Origin of the sequence: Sphingomonas mollis (assembly GCF_016427505.1) — a bacterium.
GTDB classification, from domain to species: Bacteria; Pseudomonadota; Alphaproteobacteria; order Sphingomonadales; family Sphingomonadaceae; genus Sphingomonas; species Sphingomonas mollis.
This window is the reverse complement of record NZ_JAELXS010000002.1, coordinates 175,601-195,312: the sequence shown is the minus strand read 5'-3', so window position 1 is coordinate 195,312 and position 19,712 is coordinate 175,601. Positions and strand designations below refer to the sequence as shown.

The 19,712-nt window shown below is 66.7% G+C and carries 18 protein-coding genes; 10 read left to right on the top strand and 8 right to left on the bottom strand.

Features of this window, described 5'->3' with window-relative positions; genetic code table 11:
• The first annotated feature begins 91 nt into the window (after positions 1-91).
• The 3 genes from JAO74_RS04370 (at position 92) to JAO74_RS04360 (ending at position 4,044) form a co-directional block, all read left to right on the top strand.
• Complete coding sequence (locus tag JAO74_RS04370; RefSeq protein ID WP_199035535.1) at positions 92-2,443, top strand: S9 family peptidase; 2,352 nt, start codon at positions 92-94, stop codon at positions 2,441-2,443.
• Positions 2,444-2,570: 127 nt separating this feature from the next.
• On the top strand, positions 2,571-3,599 hold the full coding sequence (locus tag JAO74_RS04365) for an aspartate-semialdehyde dehydrogenase (RefSeq protein WP_199035532.1): 1,029 nt from the start codon (positions 2,571-2,573) through the stop codon (positions 3,597-3,599).
• A gap of 1 nt (position 3,600) precedes the next feature.
• Positions 3,601-4,044, top strand: a complete 444-nt coding sequence (locus JAO74_RS04360; RefSeq protein ID WP_199035525.1) for a GFA family protein — start codon at positions 3,601-3,603, stop codon at positions 4,042-4,044.
• 6 nt (positions 4,045-4,050) lie between these two features.
• On the opposite strand, the gene JAO74_RS04355 is transcribed toward JAO74_RS04360, so the two are convergent.
• The gene (locus JAO74_RS04355; RefSeq protein ID WP_199035523.1) at positions 4,051-4,674 is read right to left on the bottom strand and encodes a YitT family protein; all 624 of its coding nucleotides are present in this window, start codon (positions 4,672-4,674) and stop codon (positions 4,051-4,053) included.
• Between the two features lie 190 nt (positions 4,675-4,864).
• Between JAO74_RS04355 and guaB the strand changes: the two genes are divergently transcribed.
• From guaB to JAO74_RS04340, 3 genes are read left to right on the top strand one after another with little or no spacing between them, the layout of a single operon-like run.
• Positions 4,865-6,322, top strand: coding sequence for an IMP dehydrogenase (guaB, locus tag JAO74_RS04350; RefSeq protein WP_199035521.1), 1,458 nt, complete (start codon positions 4,865-4,867; stop codon positions 6,320-6,322).
• Between the two features lie 21 nt (positions 6,323-6,343).
• Entirely contained in the window at positions 6,344-7,513 is a 1,170-nt protein-coding gene (locus JAO74_RS04345) for an RsmB/NOP family class I SAM-dependent RNA methyltransferase (protein WP_199035519.1), read from the top strand.
• Positions 7,514-7,548: 35 nt separating this feature from the next.
• Positions 7,549-8,049 carry a tetratricopeptide repeat protein gene (locus JAO74_RS04340; protein ID WP_199035517.1) on the top strand — a complete coding sequence of 167 codons (501 nt, stop codon included), beginning with the start codon at positions 7,549-7,551 and terminating at the stop codon, positions 8,047-8,049.
• 191 nt (positions 8,050-8,240) lie between these two features.
• Here JAO74_RS04340 and rsmA read toward each other — a convergent pair whose 3' ends face one another.
• The 4 genes from rsmA to JAO74_RS04320 all read right to left on the bottom strand — a co-directional run bounded on the left by rsmA (position 8,241) and on the right by JAO74_RS04320 (position 13,761).
• Positions 8,241-9,029: a 16S rRNA (adenine(1518)-N(6)/adenine(1519)-N(6))-dimethyltransferase RsmA gene (gene rsmA / locus JAO74_RS04335; RefSeq protein WP_416194281.1), complete on the bottom strand. Its 789-nt coding sequence runs from the start codon at positions 9,027-9,029 to the stop codon at positions 8,241-8,243.
• A 26-nt stretch (positions 9,030-9,055) separates the two neighbouring features.
• Positions 9,056-10,066, bottom strand: a complete 1,011-nt coding sequence (gene pdxA, locus JAO74_RS04330; RefSeq protein ID WP_416194280.1) for a 4-hydroxythreonine-4-phosphate dehydrogenase PdxA — start codon at positions 10,064-10,066, stop codon at positions 9,056-9,058.
• Between the two features lie 13 nt (positions 10,067-10,079).
• The gene (locus JAO74_RS04325) at positions 10,080-11,453 is read right to left on the bottom strand and encodes a peptidylprolyl isomerase (protein WP_199036072.1); all 1,374 of its coding nucleotides are present in this window, start codon (positions 11,451-11,453) and stop codon (positions 10,080-10,082) included.
• Positions 11,454-11,517: 64 nt separating this feature from the next.
• Positions 11,518-13,761 (bottom strand): LPS-assembly protein LptD, encoded by a 2,244-nt coding sequence (locus JAO74_RS04320; RefSeq protein ID WP_199036070.1) that lies wholly within the window; start codon positions 13,759-13,761, stop codon positions 11,518-11,520.
• Between the two features lie 214 nt (positions 13,762-13,975).
• Here JAO74_RS04320 and JAO74_RS04315 point away from each other — a divergent pair, with 214 nt between their 5' ends.
• The 4 genes from JAO74_RS04315 (at position 13,976) to JAO74_RS04300 (ending at position 17,072) form a co-directional block, all read left to right on the top strand.
• Positions 13,976-15,445, top strand: coding sequence for a leucyl aminopeptidase (locus JAO74_RS04315; RefSeq protein ID WP_199035511.1), 1,470 nt, complete (start codon positions 13,976-13,978; stop codon positions 15,443-15,445).
• A gap of 159 nt (positions 15,446-15,604) precedes the next feature.
• Positions 15,605-16,045: a DNA polymerase III subunit chi gene (locus tag JAO74_RS04310; RefSeq protein WP_199035509.1), complete on the top strand. Its 441-nt coding sequence runs from the start codon at positions 15,605-15,607 to the stop codon at positions 16,043-16,045.
• Between the two features lie 77 nt (positions 16,046-16,122).
• Entirely contained in the window at positions 16,123-16,545 is a 423-nt protein-coding gene (gene ndk, locus JAO74_RS04305; protein ID WP_199036068.1) for a nucleoside-diphosphate kinase, read from the top strand.
• Positions 16,545-17,072 carry a GNAT family N-acetyltransferase gene (locus JAO74_RS04300; protein ID WP_199035506.1) on the top strand — a complete coding sequence of 176 codons (528 nt, stop codon included), beginning with the start codon at positions 16,545-16,547 and terminating at the stop codon, positions 17,070-17,072. The genes ndk and JAO74_RS04300 overlap by 1 nt, the downstream gene beginning before the upstream one ends.
• A 19-nt stretch (positions 17,073-17,091) precedes the next feature.
• Here JAO74_RS04300 and JAO74_RS04295 read toward each other — a convergent pair whose 3' ends face one another.
• From JAO74_RS04295 to purM, 3 genes are read right to left on the bottom strand one after another with little or no spacing between them, the layout of a single operon-like run.
• Entirely contained in the window at positions 17,092-17,673 is a 582-nt protein-coding gene (locus tag JAO74_RS04295) for a hypothetical protein (RefSeq protein WP_199035505.1), read from the bottom strand.
• A complete protein-coding gene (gene purN, locus JAO74_RS04290) occupies positions 17,670-18,578 on the bottom strand; it encodes a phosphoribosylglycinamide formyltransferase (RefSeq protein ID WP_199035503.1) in 909 nt (302 codons plus the stop codon). Before purN ends, JAO74_RS04295 begins: the two co-directional genes overlap by 4 nt.
• Entirely contained in the window at positions 18,568-19,686 is a 1,119-nt protein-coding gene (gene purM / locus JAO74_RS04285) for a phosphoribosylformylglycinamidine cyclo-ligase (protein WP_199035501.1), read from the bottom strand. Before purM ends, purN begins: the two co-directional genes overlap by 11 nt.
• Between the last annotated feature and the right edge of the window lie 26 nt (positions 19,687-19,712).

The window sequence follows — 19,712 nt, the reverse complement described above, 5'->3', positions numbered from 1 at the left end:
GGCAAACTCGGGGGTTGTGGCCGCCGCCGCCGGTCGCGATAAGCGGCCACGCTCCGTGACCGCGGGGCATGATCCTCCGGAGACTGACGGGATGCGCGCATGGTTGCTGGGATTGGCCTTGGCCTCGACGGGGACGGCCGCGATGGCCGCTGACCAAGTCGTGCCACCGACGACGACCGCGCCGGTGCAGGCGGAGACGCTCGCGCCGGTCCCCCCGATCGAGGGTGGCGACCTGACGCTGGCACGGGTGTTCGGCAATCCCGACCTGTCGGGCCAGCAGCCGCGATCGTTGCGCTTGTCGCCCGATGGCAGCCTGTTGACCAGTCTGCGCAACCGCGCGGACGACAAGGAGCGGTTCGACCTGTGGGCGACGGATACCGCGACGGGTGCGGAACGGATGCTGGTGGATTCGGGCAAGGTCGGGTCCGGCGCGGAACTGTCCGAAGCGGAGAAGATGCAGCGCGAGCGGGCGCGGATCGGCGGATCGAAGGGGATCGTGGCGTATGACTGGTCGTCGGACGGCAAGTCGATCCTGGTGCCGCTGGACGGCGATCTGTTCCTCGCCACGCTGGACGGCAATGTCCGCAAGCTGACGCAAGGTGCGGACGGGGGCGCGGGCGGGGCGCTCAATCCCGTCGTATCGCCGCGTGGCGGCTTCGTCAGCTATGTCCGCAATCAGAACCTGTACGTGCAATCGCTTGGCCCCAATGCCGGCGCGGCGAAGGCAGCGACCACCGATGGCGCCGGCACCGTCCATTGGGGCGAGGCCGAATTCGTCGCGCAGGAGGAGATGGACCGCAGCACGGGGTATTGGTGGAGCCCCGACGACCGCTATATCGCGGTCGAGCGTTTCGATGAGGCGCCGGTCCATGTCGCCACGCGCGCGGCGATCGGCGCCACCGGCACGCGGGTGTACGAACAACGCTATCCGGCGGCCGGCACCCCCAACGTGCTGGTCGACCTGTATGTGATGAAGCCGGACGGCACCGGACAGGTGAAGGTCAATCTGGGGGCGGAGCGCGACATCTATCTGGCGCGTGTCGACTGGACGCCGGATGGTTCGGGACTGCTGATCCAGCGCCAGTCGCGCGACCAGAAGCGGATGGACGTGCTGCGCGTCGATCCGGCGACGGGCAAGTCGACGATCCTGTTCACCGAGCGGGCCGGCGAGAAAAGCTGGCTGAACCTGACCGATGCCTATCAGATCATGCGCGACGGCAGCCTGATCTGGCGGTCCGAACGCAGCGGTTACGGCCATCTTTACCGCTTCGCGGCCGGCAAGTGGACGCAGTTGACCAAGGGCGACTGGGTCGTGACCGGACTGGTCGGGATCGACGAGGGCAAGCGCCGGATATTCTTCACCGGCACGCGCGACGATGTGCTGGAACAGCATCTCTATTCGGTCGATATCGCCAAGCCGAACGACATCACCCGCCTGACCGAGCGTGGCGCGACCTATTCAGCGACGATGGACGGCACGGCCACCCGCTTCGTCGTATCGCGGTCCAGCCCGACGCAGCCGACGCAGGTCTATCTGGCCGATGCGGGGGGCAAGCGCGTCCGCTGGATCAACGAGAATGCGGTGGTCGCCGGCCATCCCTATTTCCCGTACCTCGCCAGCCATCAGCAGACGACGTTCGGCACGATCAAGGCGGCGGACGGATCGACGCTGCATTGGGAAATGATTACGCCGCCGCTGGAGCCGGGCCGCAAATACCCCGTGTTCTTCCAGCATTATGGCGGCCCGCACAGCCAGCAGGTGACGCGCGGCTGGCAGGGGCCGTTGCCGCAGTTCCTGGTCGATCAGGGTTACATCTTCTTCCAGATCGACAATCGCGGCTCGATCAATCGCGGCAAGGCGTTCGAGGATCAGATCTATCACGCGATGGGGACGGTGGAGGTCGCCGACCAGCTCGCCGGCGCCGATTATCTGAAGACGCTGCCCTTCGTCGATCCGGCGAAGATCGCGACCTATGGCTGGTCTTATGGCGGATACATGTCGATCAAGATGCTGGAGAAGACGCCGGGCGTCTATGCCGCCGCCGTATCCGGCGCGCCGGTGACGGAGTGGACGCTGTACGACACCCATTACACAGAACGGTATATGGGCGATCCCCGTCTCGACCCGGCGGCCTATGCGGCATCGGCGGCGGTGGCGGATGCGGCGAAGATCCGCGATCCGTTGCTGCTGATCCACGGGATGGCGGACGACAATGTCTTTCTCGACAACTCCACCGCGTTCGCGGCGGAGATGCAGAAGACGGCGACGCCGTTCGAGATGATGTTCTACCCCGGTTACACCCACCGCGTGTCGGGACCGGGGGTCAGCCAGCATCTGTGGGGGACGATCCTGTCGTTCCTGGAACGGACGGTGAAGAACAAGCCCGAGGCGGCTGCCGTGCCGCCGCCCGCAGCGCCGGTGCCGGCAACGCCTGCGCCGTAGGGCAAATGTGGCCATGCGGGTCATGCTGCGTCACACCCGCAGCATGACCCGCACGCACGATTAGGAAAGCGATTGGACGCCGTGGCGCAATGACGCTACGGGCGCGCCACGGATTTTGGAGAAAGACATGGGTTACCGGGTCGTGGTCGCTGGGGCGACGGGCAATGTCGGGCGCGAGATGGTGAACATCCTAGCCGAGCGTGAATTCCCGCTCGACGAGATCGCGGTGCTGGCGTCGTCGCGCAGCCAGGGCGACCAGATCGAATATGGCGACACCGGCCGGATGCTGAAGGTGCAGAATATCGAGCATTTCGACCCGGCCGGCTGGGACATGGCACTGTTCGCGATCGGATCGGAAGCGACCGCCGTCTATGCGCCCAAGTTTGCCGCCGCCGGTTGCACGGTGATCGACAATTCGTCGCTGTACCGGATGGACCCGGACGTGCCGCTGATCGTGCCGGAGGTGAATGCCGACGCGATCGACGGGTACAGGGCGAAGAACATCATCGCCAACCCCAATTGCTCGACCGCGCAGATGGTCGTGGCGTTGAAGCCGCTCCACGATGCCGCAACGATCAAGCGCGTCGTCGTCGCGACGTATCAGTCGGTATCGGGCGCGGGCAAGGTCGGCATGGACGAACTGTTCGAACAGAGCCGCAACATCTTCGTCGGCGATCCGGCGGTGGCGAACAAGTTCACCAAGCAGATCGCGTTCAACGTGATCCCGCACATCGACAGCTTCCTGGACGACGGATCGACCAAGGAAGAATGGAAGATGGTGGTCGAGACCAAGAAGATCATGGGGGCGAAGATCAAGGTCGTCGCCACCTGCGTCCGCGTGCCCGTGTTCGTCGGCCATTCCGAGGCGCTGAACGTCGAGTTCGAGAACGAGCTGACGGCCGAGGATGCGCAGGACATCCTGCGCGAGGCGCCCGGCATCATGCTGATCGATAAGCGCGAGGATGGCGGCTACATCACCCCGATCGAGGCGGCGGGTGACGATGCCACCTATGTCAGCCGCGTGCGCGAGGACCCGACGGTGGAATTCGGCCTGTCGCTGTGGTGTGTGTCGGACAACCTTCGCAAGGGTGCGGCGCTGAACGCGGTGCAGATCGCCGAGTTGCTGGGGCGGCGTCACCTGCAAAAGGGCGCCTGAGGTGATTGCGGGCGGCTGCCGTTGTGGCGCCGTCCGCTACAAGGTGGCGCGCGACACGTTGCCCGCCGCCTATGCATGCCACTGCACCGATTGCCAGACGTGGAGCGGCAGCGCGTTCAGCATGCAGTTCTTCATGGCGGCGGATGCGCTGGCGGTGGAGGGCGCCGTCACCGAATATGGCTTCGTCAATCCGATGAGGCGGTTTTCGGTGCAGCGCTTCTGCCTGACCTGTCACACGCGGCTGTACAATACGAACGACGCGCGGCCGTGGCTGGTCAATATCCGGGCCGGCACGCTGGACGACAGCGCACGGATCGACGTGCCGCTGCACATCTGGACGCGCAGCAGGCAGCCTTGGCTGATCCTGCCGGCAACCGCGGAATGCTATCCCGAGGCGGCGCCGATCGAGGCGCTGGAACGGCTCGCGACGCTCACCTCACTCTGAACGGGATCAGTGGCCGATATAGCGGCCCGGCCGATGCCACGCGATCAGGATCAGGCTGATCGCCGCCGCGCTCAGGATCGACCAGCCGAGTTGCACGCCGCTGACGACGGGGATCGCGGCCGACAGGATCAGGACGTCGAGCACGATCTGCGTCGAACCGGCGTTCCACCCCCGCGTCCGTTGCAGCCACAGGGTGATGACACCGGTGCCGCCGACACCCGCCTGATGCCGCGCGAGACACAGGATACCCATGCCGATCAACGTGCCGCCGACGATCGCGGCGAAGGCCGGCTGCACGTCCATCACGTGAATCGACACGCGCGTCAGGCTGGAGAAGGTGGCGATGCCGACATTCACCAGCACCGTCTTGATCGCGAACCGCGCGCCCAGCGCCTTGTGGGCGAAGGCGAAGAAGGGCACGTTGATGATCGTGAACAGCACGCCCGCCGGCAACGGGATCAGATAGGACAACAGCAGCGCAACACCGGCGATGCCGCCCGTCACCAGCCCCGCCGATTTCAGGAAGACCAGTCCCAGCACCAGCAGGATGCAGCCGATCGCCAGCGCATAGGCATCCTCCGCCACGCTGTGCGGTCGGCCGATCGGCAGGGAATCAAGTCGGGGCTGCAATACTGGTTCCTCGTCATGGACCAGGCATCCTCCCCGCCGCCGTGGGTCGGCAATCGTCAGGCGATCCCTATCGTTCCCGATCGCCGTCGCCAAGTGTATCGAGCGATCGATGCCGCTGCCCCTAGCGAGAGGCGCCCATCTTGGTTACATGGCCCGCCACTTGCCCTCACTGCAGGATTCGGCAGCCCCCATGGATATCCGCCTCGGTCTAACCTTTGACGACGTGCTGCTCGTGCCTGCGGCCTCCTCGGTACTGCCGAGTATGGCGGACACGCGTACGCAGATCACCCGCGGTATCTCGCTGAACATCCCAGTCGTATCGGCGGCGATGGATACCGTGACGGAGGCCGACATGGCGATCGTCATGGCGCAACTGGGTGGCATCGGCGTGCTCCACCGGAACCTGACGATCGAGGAACAGGTAGCCGCTGTCCGTCAGGTGAAGCGATTCGAAAGCGGTATGGTCGTTAACCCGATCACGATCGCGCCGACCGCCACGCTGGCGGAGGCGCAGGCGCTGATGACGCATCACCGGATCAGCGGCATTCCCGTGGTCGAGGCGAACGGCCGGCTCGCCGGTATCCTCACCAACCGCGACGTGCGCTTTGCCGAGGACCCCCGCCAGCTCGTGTCCGAACTGATGACGCACGAGAACCTCGCCACGGTGTCGACGGATGTCGGGCAGGAGGAGGCACGCCGCCTGTTGCACCAGCGCCGGATCGAGAAGCTGCTGGTGGTCGACAACGATTATCGCTGCGTCGGGCTCATCACCGTCAAGGATATCGAGAAAGCCGCGATCCACCCGGATGCGACCAAGGACGCCACCGGCCGCCTGCGCGTCGCCGCCGCCACCACGGTCGGCGACAAGGGCTTCGCGCGGACCGAGGCGCTGGTCGATGCCGAGGTCGATCTGGTCATCATCGACACCGCGCATGGCCATAACAGCGAGGTCGCGGCCGCGGTCGATCGGGTGAAGCGCCTGTCGAACACCGTGCAGGTCGTCGCCGGCAACGTCGCGACGGGCGCCGCCACGCGGGCGCTGATCGATGCGGGCGCGGACGGGATCAAGGTGGGCATCGGTCCCGGATCGATCTGCACCACCCGCATCGTCGCCGGCGTCGGCGTCCCGCAGCTGACGGCGGTCATGGATTGCGCCGAAGAGGGTGCGAAGGCCGGCGTGCCGGTGATCGCCGATGGCGGCCTGCGTACCTCCGGCGATCTCGCCAAGGCGCTGGCGGCGGGCGCATCGACCTGCATGGTCGGATCGCTGCTGGCCGGCACCGAGGAAGCGCCGGGCGAGACGTTCCTGTATCAGGGCCGCGCCTATAAATCCTATCGCGGCATGGGATCGGTCGGCGCCATGGGTCGCGGGTCGGCGGACCGGTATTTTCAGGGCGACATCAAGGACCAGATGAAGCTGGTTCCCGAAGGCATCGAGGGGCAGGTCGCGTTCAAGGGCGCGGCCCGCGAGGTGATCCACCAGCTCGTCGGCGGTATCAAGGCGGCGATGGGCTATACCGGCGCCGCGACCATCCCCGATCTTCAGCGCAAGGCGGAGTTCGTGCAGATCACCGGTGCCGGCCTGAAGGAAAGCCACGTCCACGACGTGACGATTACGCGTGAGGCTCCCAATTACCCAACCCGTTAACCAGCATGAAGGGGTGCCATCATGACACCAGGCGCCCGTACCGAAGCCGCGATCGAGTTGCTCGACGCCATCATCACCGCCGCGCGTGAAGGCGGGGCTGCGGCCGACACGCTGATCGCGCGTTACTTCGGCACGCGCCGCTATGCCGGGTCGAAGGACCGCCGCGCGGTGCGCGAGCTGGTCTATGCCGCGATCCGGCTGGCGGGCGATGTGCCGCCGAGCGGCCGGGCGGCGATGCTGTTGCTGGCCGATACCGATCCCGCCATCGCCGCGACGTTCGACGGCGTGGCGCATGGCCCGGCGGCGATAGGGCCGGACGAGGTGCGCGCGGAACCCGGCATCGCGCCGCCATGGCTGATCGAGGCGCTGATGGCGTCGGGACTGTCGGCCGATGCGTTGCCGGCGCTGATCTCGCGCGCGACGCTGGATGTTCGGGTCAACGCGTTGAAGGCGGCCCCCGACCTGCCGGATGCAACGCCTTTGTCGCGTGCAGTCGGCGGCATGCGGTTGCCGACAGGCACCAATGTCGAGGCATTGCCGGCATGGCGCGACGGATCGATCGAGGTGCAGGACGAGGGCAGCCAGATCGTCGGCCTCGCAATGCCGGCGAGGGCGGGCGACCGTATCGTCGATCTGTGCGCGGGTGCGGGCGGCAAGACGCTGGCGCTGGCGGCGCGGATGCAGGATCAGGGAACGCTGCTGGCCTGCGATACCGATCGTACCCGTTTGTCGCGGCTGCCGGCGCGGGCGGAACGGGCAGGGGCGACCAGCATCGAGACGCGGTTGCTTGATCCCAAGAGCGAACTGGCCGCGCTGGAGACGTGGCACGCGTCCGCCGATGGCGTGCTGGTCGATGCGCCGTGTTCGGGGACGGGAACGTGGCGCCGCAATCCGGAGGCGCGCTGGCGGCTGACGCCGGATCGGCTCGTGCGGCTGGTCGATACGCAGCGGCATGTGCTCGGCATCGGTGCGGAACTGGTGAAGCCGGGTGGCAGCCTGGTCTATATCGTCTGCTCGCTGCTCGATGCGGAGGGCCGCGAACAGGTCGATGCGTTTCTGGCGGATCATCCGGGTTGGCGGGCGGAGACGCCCGATCTTCCGGCTGGACGGCGGCATGGCTTCGGTATCCGGCTCGATCCCGCAAACGACGGCACGGACGGGTTTTTCGTCGCGCGGCTGGTGGCGCCGTGATACGCAAACACTCCAGGTCCCCCATGGAGACGATCATGCGCTTTTCGTCCGTCGCCCTAGCCGCCGCGCTGGCGACCGTCAGCATCACCACGTCGCTGCAGGGTCAGCGGCCGGACGATCAGATCGACGCCCGCTCGCTGCAATTGCTGACGCAGGGACGCGCCCTCAAGGCGGCGGGCAATCTCGACGGGGCGACGGATACGCTGGAAACGGCGGTCGCGGTCGATCCACGCAACCGGGGGGCCTTCATCGTGCTGGCCGAAGTCGCGGGTCAGCGCGGCCTGCCGGGCAAGGCGATCCGGCTGTATCGCGAGGCGCTGTTGCTGGAACCCAATGACCGCGTGGCGTTGAAGGGTCAGGGCGAAGCATTGGTGGCGAAGGGCGCGATTTCGCGGGCCAAGGACAATCTTGCCAAGCTGAGGACGCTCTGCAAGGGCGCCTGTCCGGAGGCGACGACACTGGCGGCGGTGATCGCCAAGGGACCGCCGGTGACGACGGCGCAGGCGGATACCAGGCCGGTGGCGGCGAAGCAGTAGCGGTCGCTGTGTTGTTATTCCGGCGGTGACCTTCGCCCAACTGATCCTGTTCCCCGGCGGAGGCCGGGGTCCAGTTGGGTGAACGGCCGTGAAAGACCCATTGCAGCTATCCCGACTGGACCCCGGCCTCCGCCGGGGAAGCAGCAGTGGGGGGCACATTTTCGAAGAAGTCCGCCGGCGGCCGGAAGAATTTACGAGAGCGCTCTGGCCAGCGTGACGAATTCCTCGACCGATACCGTTTCAGCGCGGCGGGTGGGGTCGATGCCCAGCTTTTCCATCGCCTCCGCAGCCCCCGGCACCCCCTTAACGCTCTGACGCAGCATCTTGCGGCGCTGGCCGAAGGCGGCGGCGGTCAGGCGTTCCAGCACCTTGAACGTCACGCCGGCGGGCGGTTCGGTGGGCACGAGGTGGACGACCGCCGACATCACCTTGGGCGGCGGCGTGAAGGCGGAGCGGTGGACGGGCATCGCGATGCGTGCGGTGCTGCGCCACTGGGACAACACCGCGAGCCGGCCATAGGCGTCATCATTCGCCGACGCGACGATTCGGTCGGCGACCTCGCGTTGGAACATCAGCGTGCATGATTGCCACCATGGCTGCCAGTCGGCGGACAGCCATCCCACCAGCAGGGCGGTACCGATGTTGTAGGGCAGGTTGGAGACGATGTGCGGCTTGCCCGCAAACAGCGATGGCGCATCGATCGCCAGTGCGTCGTCCTCGATCACCCGCAACTGTCCGGGATAGGCATCGCGCAGCTCGGCAAGCGCCGGAATGCAGCGCCGATCGCGCTCGATCGCGGTGACGCGCGCGCCGGCCGCCAACAGGGCGCGGGTGAGGCCGCCGGGACCGGGGCCGACCTCCAGCACTTCGGCTCCGTCCAGTTCGCCGGGAACGGCGGCAATGCGGGCGAGAAGCTGGCCATCGAACAGGAAGTTCTGGCCGAGCGCCTTGGACGCCGATAGCCCGTGACGGGCGATCACGTCCCGCAAGGGGGGGAGGGAGATGGTCACGCCGCGACGGCGGCGGCGGTTGCGGCGCGGCGGGTAGCGGCCTCTCCGGCCATCGTAATCGCGGCGATCATCGCCCCCGGCTCGGCGCGGTCCTGACCGGCGATCGCGAAGGCCGTGCCGTGGTCGGGCGAGGTACGGACGATCGGCAGCCCCAAGGTAATGTTGACGCCGTCATCGAAGAACAGCGTCTTGAGCGGGACCAGCGCCTGATCGTGATAGGGGCACAGCGCGACGTCGTACCGCGCACGGGCGCGGGGATGGAACAGCGTGTCCGCAGCGTGCGGGCCGGTGATATCCATGCCCTCCGCCTGCAGGATGGCGATAGCCGGTTCCATCACGTCGATCTCTTCTCGCCCGATCGCGCCGCTCTCGCCGGCATGGGGGTTGAGGCCGGCCATGACGAGGCGAGGCCGGTCGATCCCGAAATTTCGTTGCAGGCCACGGGCGGTTGCCCGCGCCTTGTGCAGGACGAGGTCGATGGTGAGGAGATCGGGAACGGCGGACAGCGGCACATGCGTTGTCATCGGCACGACGCGCAGGCCGGGACCGGCGAGCATCATCACGGCGTTATCGCCCGATACGCCGCACCGCTCGGCAACGAATTCGGTCTGGCCGGGATGGGTAAAGCCGATCGCGTAAAGCTGCGACTTGGATACCGGCCCGGTGACGAGCGCGCTGGCGGCGCCCGACCGGACGAGGCCCAGTGCGAGTTCGATCGATCGCAGGGCGCAGCGCGCGCCCTCCGGATCGGGCACGCCCGGCACGATATCGCCGGCGTCCTCGACCGTCATCACCGGCAGCGCATCGGCAAAGGCGCCGGCGGCGGCGCGTGGATCGGTGATCGCGGCGATCGGACCATTCCAGACCCGCATCACCGACCGTGCATCGCCCACTGCGAAGAACGGCGGCAGATTACGTTCGATCCGTGCGTCCCATGCCTTGGCCACGATCTCCGGCCCGATGCCGGCGGGATCGCCGAGCGAGATCGCTAGCGGCTGCGTCGTCACGGCCGCCATCCCGTCAGCGATATTCCACCACCGCGTCGCGGCGGAGATCGCGTAGCTTTTGCTGGGCGCGCAGGTTGACGCGCTGTTGCTGCAACTGGTTCTCGACCTGATCGGTGGAGGGCAACTGGCCGGTCTTTGGATCGTCGCGACCGCACAACACCAGCGCGCGGACGCCCTGCTCGGCAGAACCGAACGGCGGCGTCGACTGACCGATCTGAAGTTGCAGCATGATATCGGCCAGCTGCGGCGGCAGGTCGCGGATGCGGACCGTGTCGTTGTCTACCACTTCGGCGTTCACGGTCGCGGCGATCTTTTCGACCGTGCCGCAACCCTGGATCTGCTCGATCGCCTTGCCGAACGCGGCGGCGCGGGTGCTGGCCTCGGCCTGCGTGGTCTTGGCCGGGAAGCGGAGCGTCAACTGCTTCAGGTTCAATCGTGCGTCACGCGGATCGGCGGTCAGCACCTGTCGCTTGTCGGTGAGGTAGATGATCGAATAGCCGCCGGGAATCTCGATCGGCCCCGCAACCTGCCCGACCTGCATCTGCTGGGCGGCGGTGGCGAGTTCGGCCGGGAGCTGTGCGCCGCGTACCCAGCCCAGATCGCCTTCGACGCCGCGCGTCGATGCTTCCGAATATTGCCGGGCGAAGAAACCGAACGGCTGCTGCGCCTTCTGGATTTCGGCAATCAGCTGACGAGCCTTGGCCGCGACCTGATCCTTCGTCGCGTCGTTCGCCGACAGATAGATTTCGCGGAGGTTGAACTCCTCGGTCCCCTTAGACGCTTCCAGCCGGTCGATGATCGCCTTCACCTCGGCATCGCCGATGTTGACGAACGGTTCGACCTTTTTGCGCAGGTAACGCTGCCACGCCAGCTCGCCTTCGATCTGCCGCTTCAGCGATCGTTCGGACGAGCCGGATTCGCGCAGGAACACGTTCATCTGCGCGGGCGTGCGGTTGAAATTCTTGGCGACCCGGTCGTAGCTTTGCGTCAGCTCGGCCGACGTGATCGTCACGTCGGCAGTCTTCGCTTCCTGAATCTGCAGCGTCTCGTCGATCAGCTGGCGCAGCACCTGTAGCTTCAGGCGATCGCGATCCTCCGCACTCAGTTGCTGATTGTTCGCGGCCAGCACCAACCCGACGCGCTGGTCGAGATCGGTGCCGGTGATGACCGTGTCGTTGACGATCGCCGTCGGCTTGCGGACATTGGGGTCGAGCTTGCCGAACAGCTGGAAATTGGTGGGCAGGTCGAGTCCGGCGGCGGAGTTGGGCGCAGCGCCCTGTTCCTGAGCCAGCGCACCGCCCGCGATGGCGCCCAGTGCGGCGAAACCCAGCAATCGGCCGATACCGGCCCGTCGACGATCATGCTTCACGTACGTACCAATCCCCATCCGTCGTTTCGGCCGGTCGCCGTCTGTAAACGACGTGACTATCCTCACGATGCTGAACAGGCGCTTAGCGACCGAGGTTGGTAAAGGCCAGCGTCAGCGAGAAGTTGTTGCCCCTCCGCGCGTCACCGATCTGGCGATAGTCGCGCCGCCATGTCAGGCCGAGTCGCAGGCAATCGTCCTCATATTGCACGCCAAGCCGGTGGCGGATGGGATCGAAGCCATCGGCCAGCGACAGCGGGTCCTCGTCACGGTTGGTCAGATCGACGATCGCCGAGCCGAACACCGACCAGAAGCGCGCGAACTGCACGCGGCCGGCGACCCGCGCCTCTTCGCGGTCGCGCAGATCCTCGACCGTCGCGATGTTGCGATCCAGCTTCAGATAACCGATCAGCGCATAGGTGCCGCGCGACCCGATCGTCGCATCGATCTCGTTCCGGCGGATCTGGAACCCGTCCTTGTCCAGTCGATAGCGGTGGATGACCGAAACGAAATCGTGGAACCGCAACTCGGTGCGTCCGACATAATCGGACCAGCGATCGGACAGGCCGGTGCCGTCGGGCAGGATCGTCGGCCGTACCGACAGGCGGTAACTCTGGCCGACCACGGTATCCAGCGTGAAGCCCGGCAGATCGAGCGCCCATTCCGCGCCGTACGTCGCACGGGTCGAATCCTCGAACCGGTCGTATCCGGGGAAACGGTTGAGCGCGAAGAGGTTCGCATCGTCCAGATCGACGGCGCGCGAATCCTCGTTGGGGATCGAAAAATTCTTGATGCGGGGCGCGGCGACGATCTGGAAACGCGGCGTCAATCGCTGCGTCCCGGCGCCGAAACTGCCGATCAACGGCCAGCGCATGTCGAGGGAGACCGCGCCGATCGCCCGCGTCTGGAACCCTTCCTCGCCGCGATAGCTGGCGACCGCGGTGCTGAGTGTATCATGCGCGTTATAGGCGTCGCCGCGCGCGAAGGCGGTCAGCGTCAGTTCCTGCCCCCAGTTCGTCAGACGGTGCAGGTCCCAGCGCAGGCTGGCGAAGGCACGCTGCGTGTCCTGCCCGTCGGTGCGGGTCAGGGCAAGGCTGTTGAGCTGCATCTCGACCCGGCCGCCCAGCAGGCCATCGGTGAAACGGCGGCGATAATCGATCTCGGGCAGGGCGATCGGCTGCATCCCCTGCGAATCGTTGACGCGCAGCGTCTGCACCGCCCAGCCGGTCAGCGCGAAATAGCTGTTCGCATCGATCCGCTGGATCGTCGCGGTGTTGCGCAGCCGGTCGTCGCGCGAAATGTTGTAGCGACGCAGGAACGTGCGGTCGGTCGTCCAGCGCAGCGAGCCACTGGCGCTCCATTCCGGCGAGAACTGATACCGCGTCGTGCCGTCGAGATAACCGCGCAATGCCCGGCTGGTATCCGTGGGATCGACGGTGTTCAGATCGTCGCTGCGCCGGCTTTCCGTCAGATAGCCGCGCAGGCGCAGCGCGCCGTTGCTGGTTAGTTGCGAATATTCCACATCCGCCATCGGCAGCACGCTGCTGTAGATATGCGGCGTGACCGTCAGCCCGCGATTGGGCGCCAGCGCGAAATAATAGGGTAGCGAGAATTCGAGACCGTTGACCCGGCTGTACTGCGCGTTCGGGCTGAGAAGGCCGCTGTCGCTGCCGCCACCGACCGGGTGCGAGAATCGGGGCAGGGGCACCGTTGGCAGGCCGAACAGGTTGATCCGGGCACCATCATAATACACCCGCTTGCGCTCGGGCCGATAGGTGACGCGCACCGCCGTGATCTTCCACGTCGGTTCCTTCGGACAGCCGGCGGAACTGGTGACGGCGCACGGGGTATAGGCGGCGGATACCAGCCGGACGGTGCCGTCTGTCTCACGCGTGCCTTTCGCGGCGGCCAGTCGCCCGCCCTGTTCCAGCACGACCAGCATGTTGTCGACCACGCCGTCCTTCAGCGAATCGGTCAGGTCGATGCGGTCGCCATAGGCGATGTCGCCCTGCGGATTGGCGATGGCGATGTCGCCGGTCGCCACGACCTTGCCGGTCTTGCGGTTCCACACGACCTTGTCGGCGCGCAGCCGCTCGCCCTGGCGCAGCATGCGGACGTCGCCCGTCGCGGTGACGATGTCGGCGTCGTAATCATATTCCAGCGTCGTCGCGCTGAACTGCACCTGATCGTCGGTGGGCGGTGGTGTCGCCACTGGCGGCGCGACGGGGGCGGCCGGGGTCACCGACCGGTCCTGCAGATCCTGCGCGGTGGCGATCCCCGGCGTCGCCAGGATCAAGGCGAGCACGGTTGCCAGCATTGGCGCCAGCATGGGCGCCGACACGGGGGTGGGGGCACAGCCGGTCGGCAGGCTGAAACGCGACACTGGTACTGGACCCCTTCGGTCGATGCGGCCGCCCTGATACGGCCACTTGTTACGATGCGCCTATCGCATCGCCGGCCCCGCGCTGCAATGCAAGCGGGCGGTTGCGCTTGTTAAGGGCGCGTCGGACCCTAGATGGGACGCAGAGACAAAGAGGAACTTCATGCAGATCCACTTCATTCCCGCCATCGCCCCAGACGCGCCGTTCGTAGTCCTTCCCCTCGGCAAGGACGGCCTGGCGCGCATTGAATGGGCGCAGGTCGGCGAGGGTGTGGAACCGATCGCCCGCGCCGCCGCGGCCGCCGCCCGCTTCTCTGGCGAGGCCGGTTCGGTCGTCGAACTGTTCGTCCCCGGCGATGCGGTAAAGCGCGTGCTGCTGGTCGGGGTCGGCGCGGGCGCCGATGGCGACTGGACGAAGGCGGGCGGCGCGATCGTCGCGCGGGTGCTGACGTCGGGTGCGACGGAACTCGCCATCGATCTGGCCGGCAGCGGTGCGACACCCACCGCCGCCGCCCGTCTCGCCGCCGCCGCCGTCCAGCGGGCGTGGCGTCATGACGTGTACCGGACCAAACTGGCCGACACCGCAAAGCCGACGCTGGCCACGATCACCGTCGCGGGCGCACCGGATGGCACGGACGAGGCGTGGCGGACGCAGGATGCGATCACGCAAGGGCTGGCGCTCACCCGTACCCTCGTCGCCGAACCGCCCAACATCATCTATCCGGAAACCTTCGTCGAGCGCGTGCGCGCCGATGTCGAGGGGCTAGGTCTGGAGATCACGACCCTCGACGAGGACGAGATGCGCGCGCTCGGCATGGGTTCGCTGCTCGCCGTCAGTCTGGGTTCGGTCCGCGAGGCCCGCGTACTGGCGCTGCGCTGGCAGGGGGCGGGCGAGGGCGATCCCGATCTGGCGCTGGTTGGCAAGGGCGTGACGTTTGACACCGGCGGCATCTCGATCAAGCCGGCGGCCGGCATGGAAGACATGAAGTGGGACATGGGCGGCGCCGGTGCGGTCGTCGGCGCGATGAAGGCGCTGGCGGGGCGCAAGGCGAAGGCGAACGTCGTCGGTGTCTGCGGTCTGGTCGAGAACATGCCAGACGGCGCGGCGACGCGGCCGGGTGACGTCGTGACGTCGATGTCCGGCCAGACGATCGAGGTGCTGAACACCGATGCCGAGGGTCGGCTGGTGCTGGCCGATGCGATCACCTGGACGCAGAAGACGTTCCGGCCGAAGACCATCGTCGATCTCGCCACGCTGACTGGCGCGATGATCGTCGCGCTGGGCAACGAACATGGCGGATTGTTCTCGAACGACGACACGCTGGCCGATCAGTTGCTGGCGGCCGGGCTGGCGACCGACGACAAGCTGTGGCGCTTCCCGCTGTCTGCCACCTACGACAAGATGATCGATAGCCCGATCGCCGACATGAAGAACGTCGGCCCACGCGGTGCCGGATCGATCACCGCCGCACAATTCATCCAGCGCTTCGTCGATGACGGCGTGAAATGGGCGCATCTCGATATCGCCGGCATGGTGTGGTCCGACAAGGCCGGCCCGACCTGGGACAAGGGTGCGACCGGTTATGGCGTGAAGCTGCTCGACCGGTTCGTCGCGGATAATTTCGAGAAATGAGCTTCCGTTCCCCGGCGGAGGCCGGGGTCCAGTTGGATTGGCTATGGTTGCAGATCGCGACACTTCACCCAACTGGACCCCGGCCTCCGCCGGGGAACAACAGTGTGCGCCTGACAACCTTGCTGGAGCCGGCCTTCCCACTCCGCTACACCGCCCGCCATGCAGGTCGATTTCTACCACCTCACCGCCACTCCGCTCGACCGCGCCCTTCCGCAGATCGCGGCCAAGGTCATATCGACGGGCGCCCGCCTGCTGATCGTTACGGATAATGAGGAACAGCGTCGGCACCTCGACCGCCTGCTGTGGCAATATACGCCCGACAGTTTCCTGCCCCATGCGCAACTGGGCGATGCGGACGACGCAGCTCAGCCGGTGCTGATCGCGCCGGACGTCAATGCCGCGAACAACGCCCGCCACATCGCTCTCGTCGATGGCGTATGGCGCGACGACGCGCTCGATTTCGACCGTGCTTTCCATTTCTTCGACGACGATCGCATCCGCGAAGCACGGCTGGCATGGAAGGCACTGGCCGATCGCGAGGGCGTGGAGCGCCGTTACTGGAAGCAGAACGAGGCGGGACGATGGGAGCAGGCGGCGTGAGCGTTGCAACATGGCCGCTGCGGGACTAGGGTGGCGGCGCTTTTCCCCTTTTCAAAACACAGGAGCCCGTGACCATCATGGCCGCGAACCGTACCTTTTCGATCATCAAGCCCGATGCCACCCGCCGCAACCTGACCGGTGCGGTCACCAAGATGCTGGAGGAAGCCGGCCTGCGGGTCATCGCGTCCAAGCGCATCCATATGACCAGGGACCAGGCCGAGGGCTTCTATGCCGTCCACCGCGAGCGGCCGTTCTTCAACGACCTCGTCTCGTTCATGATCTCCGGCCCCGTCGTCGTACAGGTGCTGGAGGGCGAGAATGCCATGCAGCGTAACCGCGACATCATGGGCGCCACCAACCCGGCCAATGCCGACGCCGGCACGATCCGCAAGGAACTGGCCGAATCGATCGAGGCAAACACCGTCCACGGTTCCGATTCGGACGAGAATGCCGAGATCGAGATCGCATACTTCTTCAAGCCGGAAGAGATCGTCGGCTGATGCGCTGGCGGCTGCGACGGGCGACGGCGGCGGATGCGTCCGCCCTGTCGCTCGTCGCGGCCGCGAGTTTTCTCGAAACCTTTGCGGGTTTCCTGTCCGGCGAGGATATCGTCGCCCATATCGCGGCGAAGAGTGGGCCGGATCAGTTCATGGCATGGGCCGGCGATCCCGAGACGATCGTCATGCTGGCGGAGCATCCCGATGGCGCTGCTCCGGTCGGTTACACCGTTCTGACGGTGCCGGACGACGTCGGACCGACGCTTGCCGGCGATATCGAACTTCGGCGAATCTACACCATGGCGATGACGCACGGCACCGGGCTTGGCGCGGCGCTGATGGACCGGGCGATCGCGGATGCCCGAGCAAGGGGCGCCGGGCGGATATTGCTGGGCGTATTCGGCCGCAATGCGCGGGCGCGGGCGTTCTACGAGCGTCAGGGGTTCGTGATGACGAGCGAGCGCCAGTTCAAGGTTGGCAACAGCCTGAATGACGACTGCGTCTATGCGCGGGTCATCAGCGCTGATTGATCTGGTATCGGGCGTCGTTTCAGGGCTTTTCCTTCGCCCATAACGCATCGACCTGTGCCTGACCGCCGCCCCGCTGTCGAAGTCGCAATCCTTCCAGTTTTACAGTTCGGCCACGCAGCAATCGGCCCTCGGTGCGCCAGATCACATTGTACACGCCGGTCGCGCTGCGCTGCGTATCACCATCCCAGTACCGGACGGTGACGAGGACGGGCAGCCGCCCCTCCCGCTCGTCCGCTCCGCCGTCGGTCAGCTTCAGGAGCGGCGCCTCGAACCAATCGGCGAGGATCGCCACGTCCGACACCGGCTGCCTGGTTGCGATGCCCAGCGCACGGGGGAAAGCGATCACCAGGTCCTGAAGATCGTGCTTCTCGTCCTTCAACGCCAGTCGGCGGCCGCCATCCTCCACCGTCGCGGTCAGATCGATCCGCGACCGCTCGGTCCGCTCGGCCGTCCGTTCCGCTACTTTTTCGGCTTCGTCGGCGCGGCGGTCGGACCAGTTGCTCCACAGCGTCAACGCGGCGATCAGCACGCCGGCGACGGCCACGACCTCGGCCAGCGTGACCCAGCGGCGGCGGGTGGCCTGTTCCGATGTCTCGCTCATCGCCCGCCCGCCTCCAGCAGCCGCGCCGGTGCCGCCAGTTCCCAGCTTCGCGCGATGCGGTCCTCGATCAACGGCCAGTCGACCTCGCCCGTCAGATTCATCGCCACCCAACCGCTGGCGCCAAGATAGGACGGGGTCGAATAGACGTCGGGCGCGGCATCGACCAGCATCGCCTGTTCGTCGACATCGCCGGTGCGGACGCATACGACCGTCAGGCCATCACCATGATGACCGTCCCGCAACTGGGCGAACTGCTTGCCCGCCACGAAGAAGGTCGGCTGACCGTGGCTGGGCCGCTCCTCCACCTCCGGCAGTTTCAGGGCGGTGTCACGAACACGATCGAAAGGGGTCATCACGAACTCCGCCAGCATATGTGGGTACAACGCGTGTTCGGCGGTCAGGACCCGCGCCGCCAGCGTGTCGGCGTCGTCACCCGCAACGATCGGGACCTGCGACTGACCCAGCACCGCACCACCATCCAGTTCCTCGGTCACGACATGGACGGAACAGCCGCCGAATGCATCCCCCGCCTCAATGGCTCGGGCGTGCGTGTCGAGGCCCTTGTACTTCGGCAGTAGCGAGGGGTGGATATTGACGATCCGCCCCCGCCAGCGCGCGACGAAGTCGTCCGACAAGAGCCGCATGTAGCCCGCCAGTGCGATCGTCCCGACGCCGGCGTCGCGCAGCGCGGTGTCCAGCGCCGCTTCGTACGCCGCCTTGCCGATGCCCCTGGGACTGAGCGCCCAGGTTGCGAGACCACGCTGCTTCGCCCAGTCGAGTCCCGCCGCATCGGGCTTGTCCGATGCGACCAGCGCGACGCGGTAGCCGCGCGCCTGCTCGACCAGCGCCATCATGTTCGATCCCCGGCCGGATATCAGGATGGCGACGGAGGCCTCAGCCGACATGGGTGGCGGTCCAGTCCTCCCGCGCGCTCCACGTGCCAGCGGAACCGCTGACCGTGCAACCGCGCGCGCCGCGTTCGATATGACCGATGGTGGCCACCGTCTCGCCCGCCGCCGTCAGCGAGGCGGCAACGGATTCAGCCTCATCGGCGGCGACGATTACGGCCATGCCGATGCCGCAGTTGAAGGTGCGGGCCATCTCCTCCGGCTCGATCGCGCCCTGCGCTTGCAGGAAGGCCATCAGGCGGGATTGCTCCCAGGCCGCCGCATCGATCACCGCATGGGCATCCGCCGGCAACACGCGCGGGATATTTTCCAGCAGGCCGCCGCCGGTGATATGGGCGAGGCCCTTGATGCGCCCCTCGCGCAGAACCGGCAGCAGGCTGGCGACATAGATGCGAGTCGGGGCCATCAGCCAGTCGATCAGCAACCGGTCCTGATCGAACAAGGCGGGGCGATCGAGTTTCCACCCCTTGTCGGCGGCCAGCCGGCGGACCAGCGAAAAGCCGTTGGAATGGACGCCGGTCGATGCCAGCCCGAGCACGATATCGCCGTGACCGATCGTCTTGCCGGTAAGCAATTGCTCGCGCTCGACCGCGCCGACGCAGAAGCCGGCGAGGTCGTAATCGCCGGGCGCATACATGCCGGGCATCTCGGCGGTTTCGCCACCGATCAGCGCGCATCCCGCCTGACGACAGCCTTCCGCGATCGAGGCGATGACCCGCTCGGCGACACCGGCTTCCAGCTTGCCGCTGGCGTAATAGTCCAGGAAGAACAGTGGCTCGGCGCCCTGCACGATCAGGTCGTTGGCGCACATCGCGACCAGATCGACACCGACGCCCTCATGGCGGTCCCATTCGATCGCCAGTTTCAGCTTGGTGCCGACGCCGTCGTTTGCCGCGACGAGCAGCGGATCGGTGAAGCCCGCCGCCTTCAGGTCGAACAGGCCGCCGAAGCCGCCGAGATCGGCATCCGCGCCCGGTCGCCGGGTGGAACGGGCGAGGGGGGCGATCGCCCGGACGAGCGCGTTGCCCGCCGCGATCGAGACGCCCGCATCGGCATAGGTGTAGGAGGGCGTGCCGGAGGCGTCGGGAGTGGGCTGGTCGGTCATGAAACGTCGCCTAGACATATCGCGCT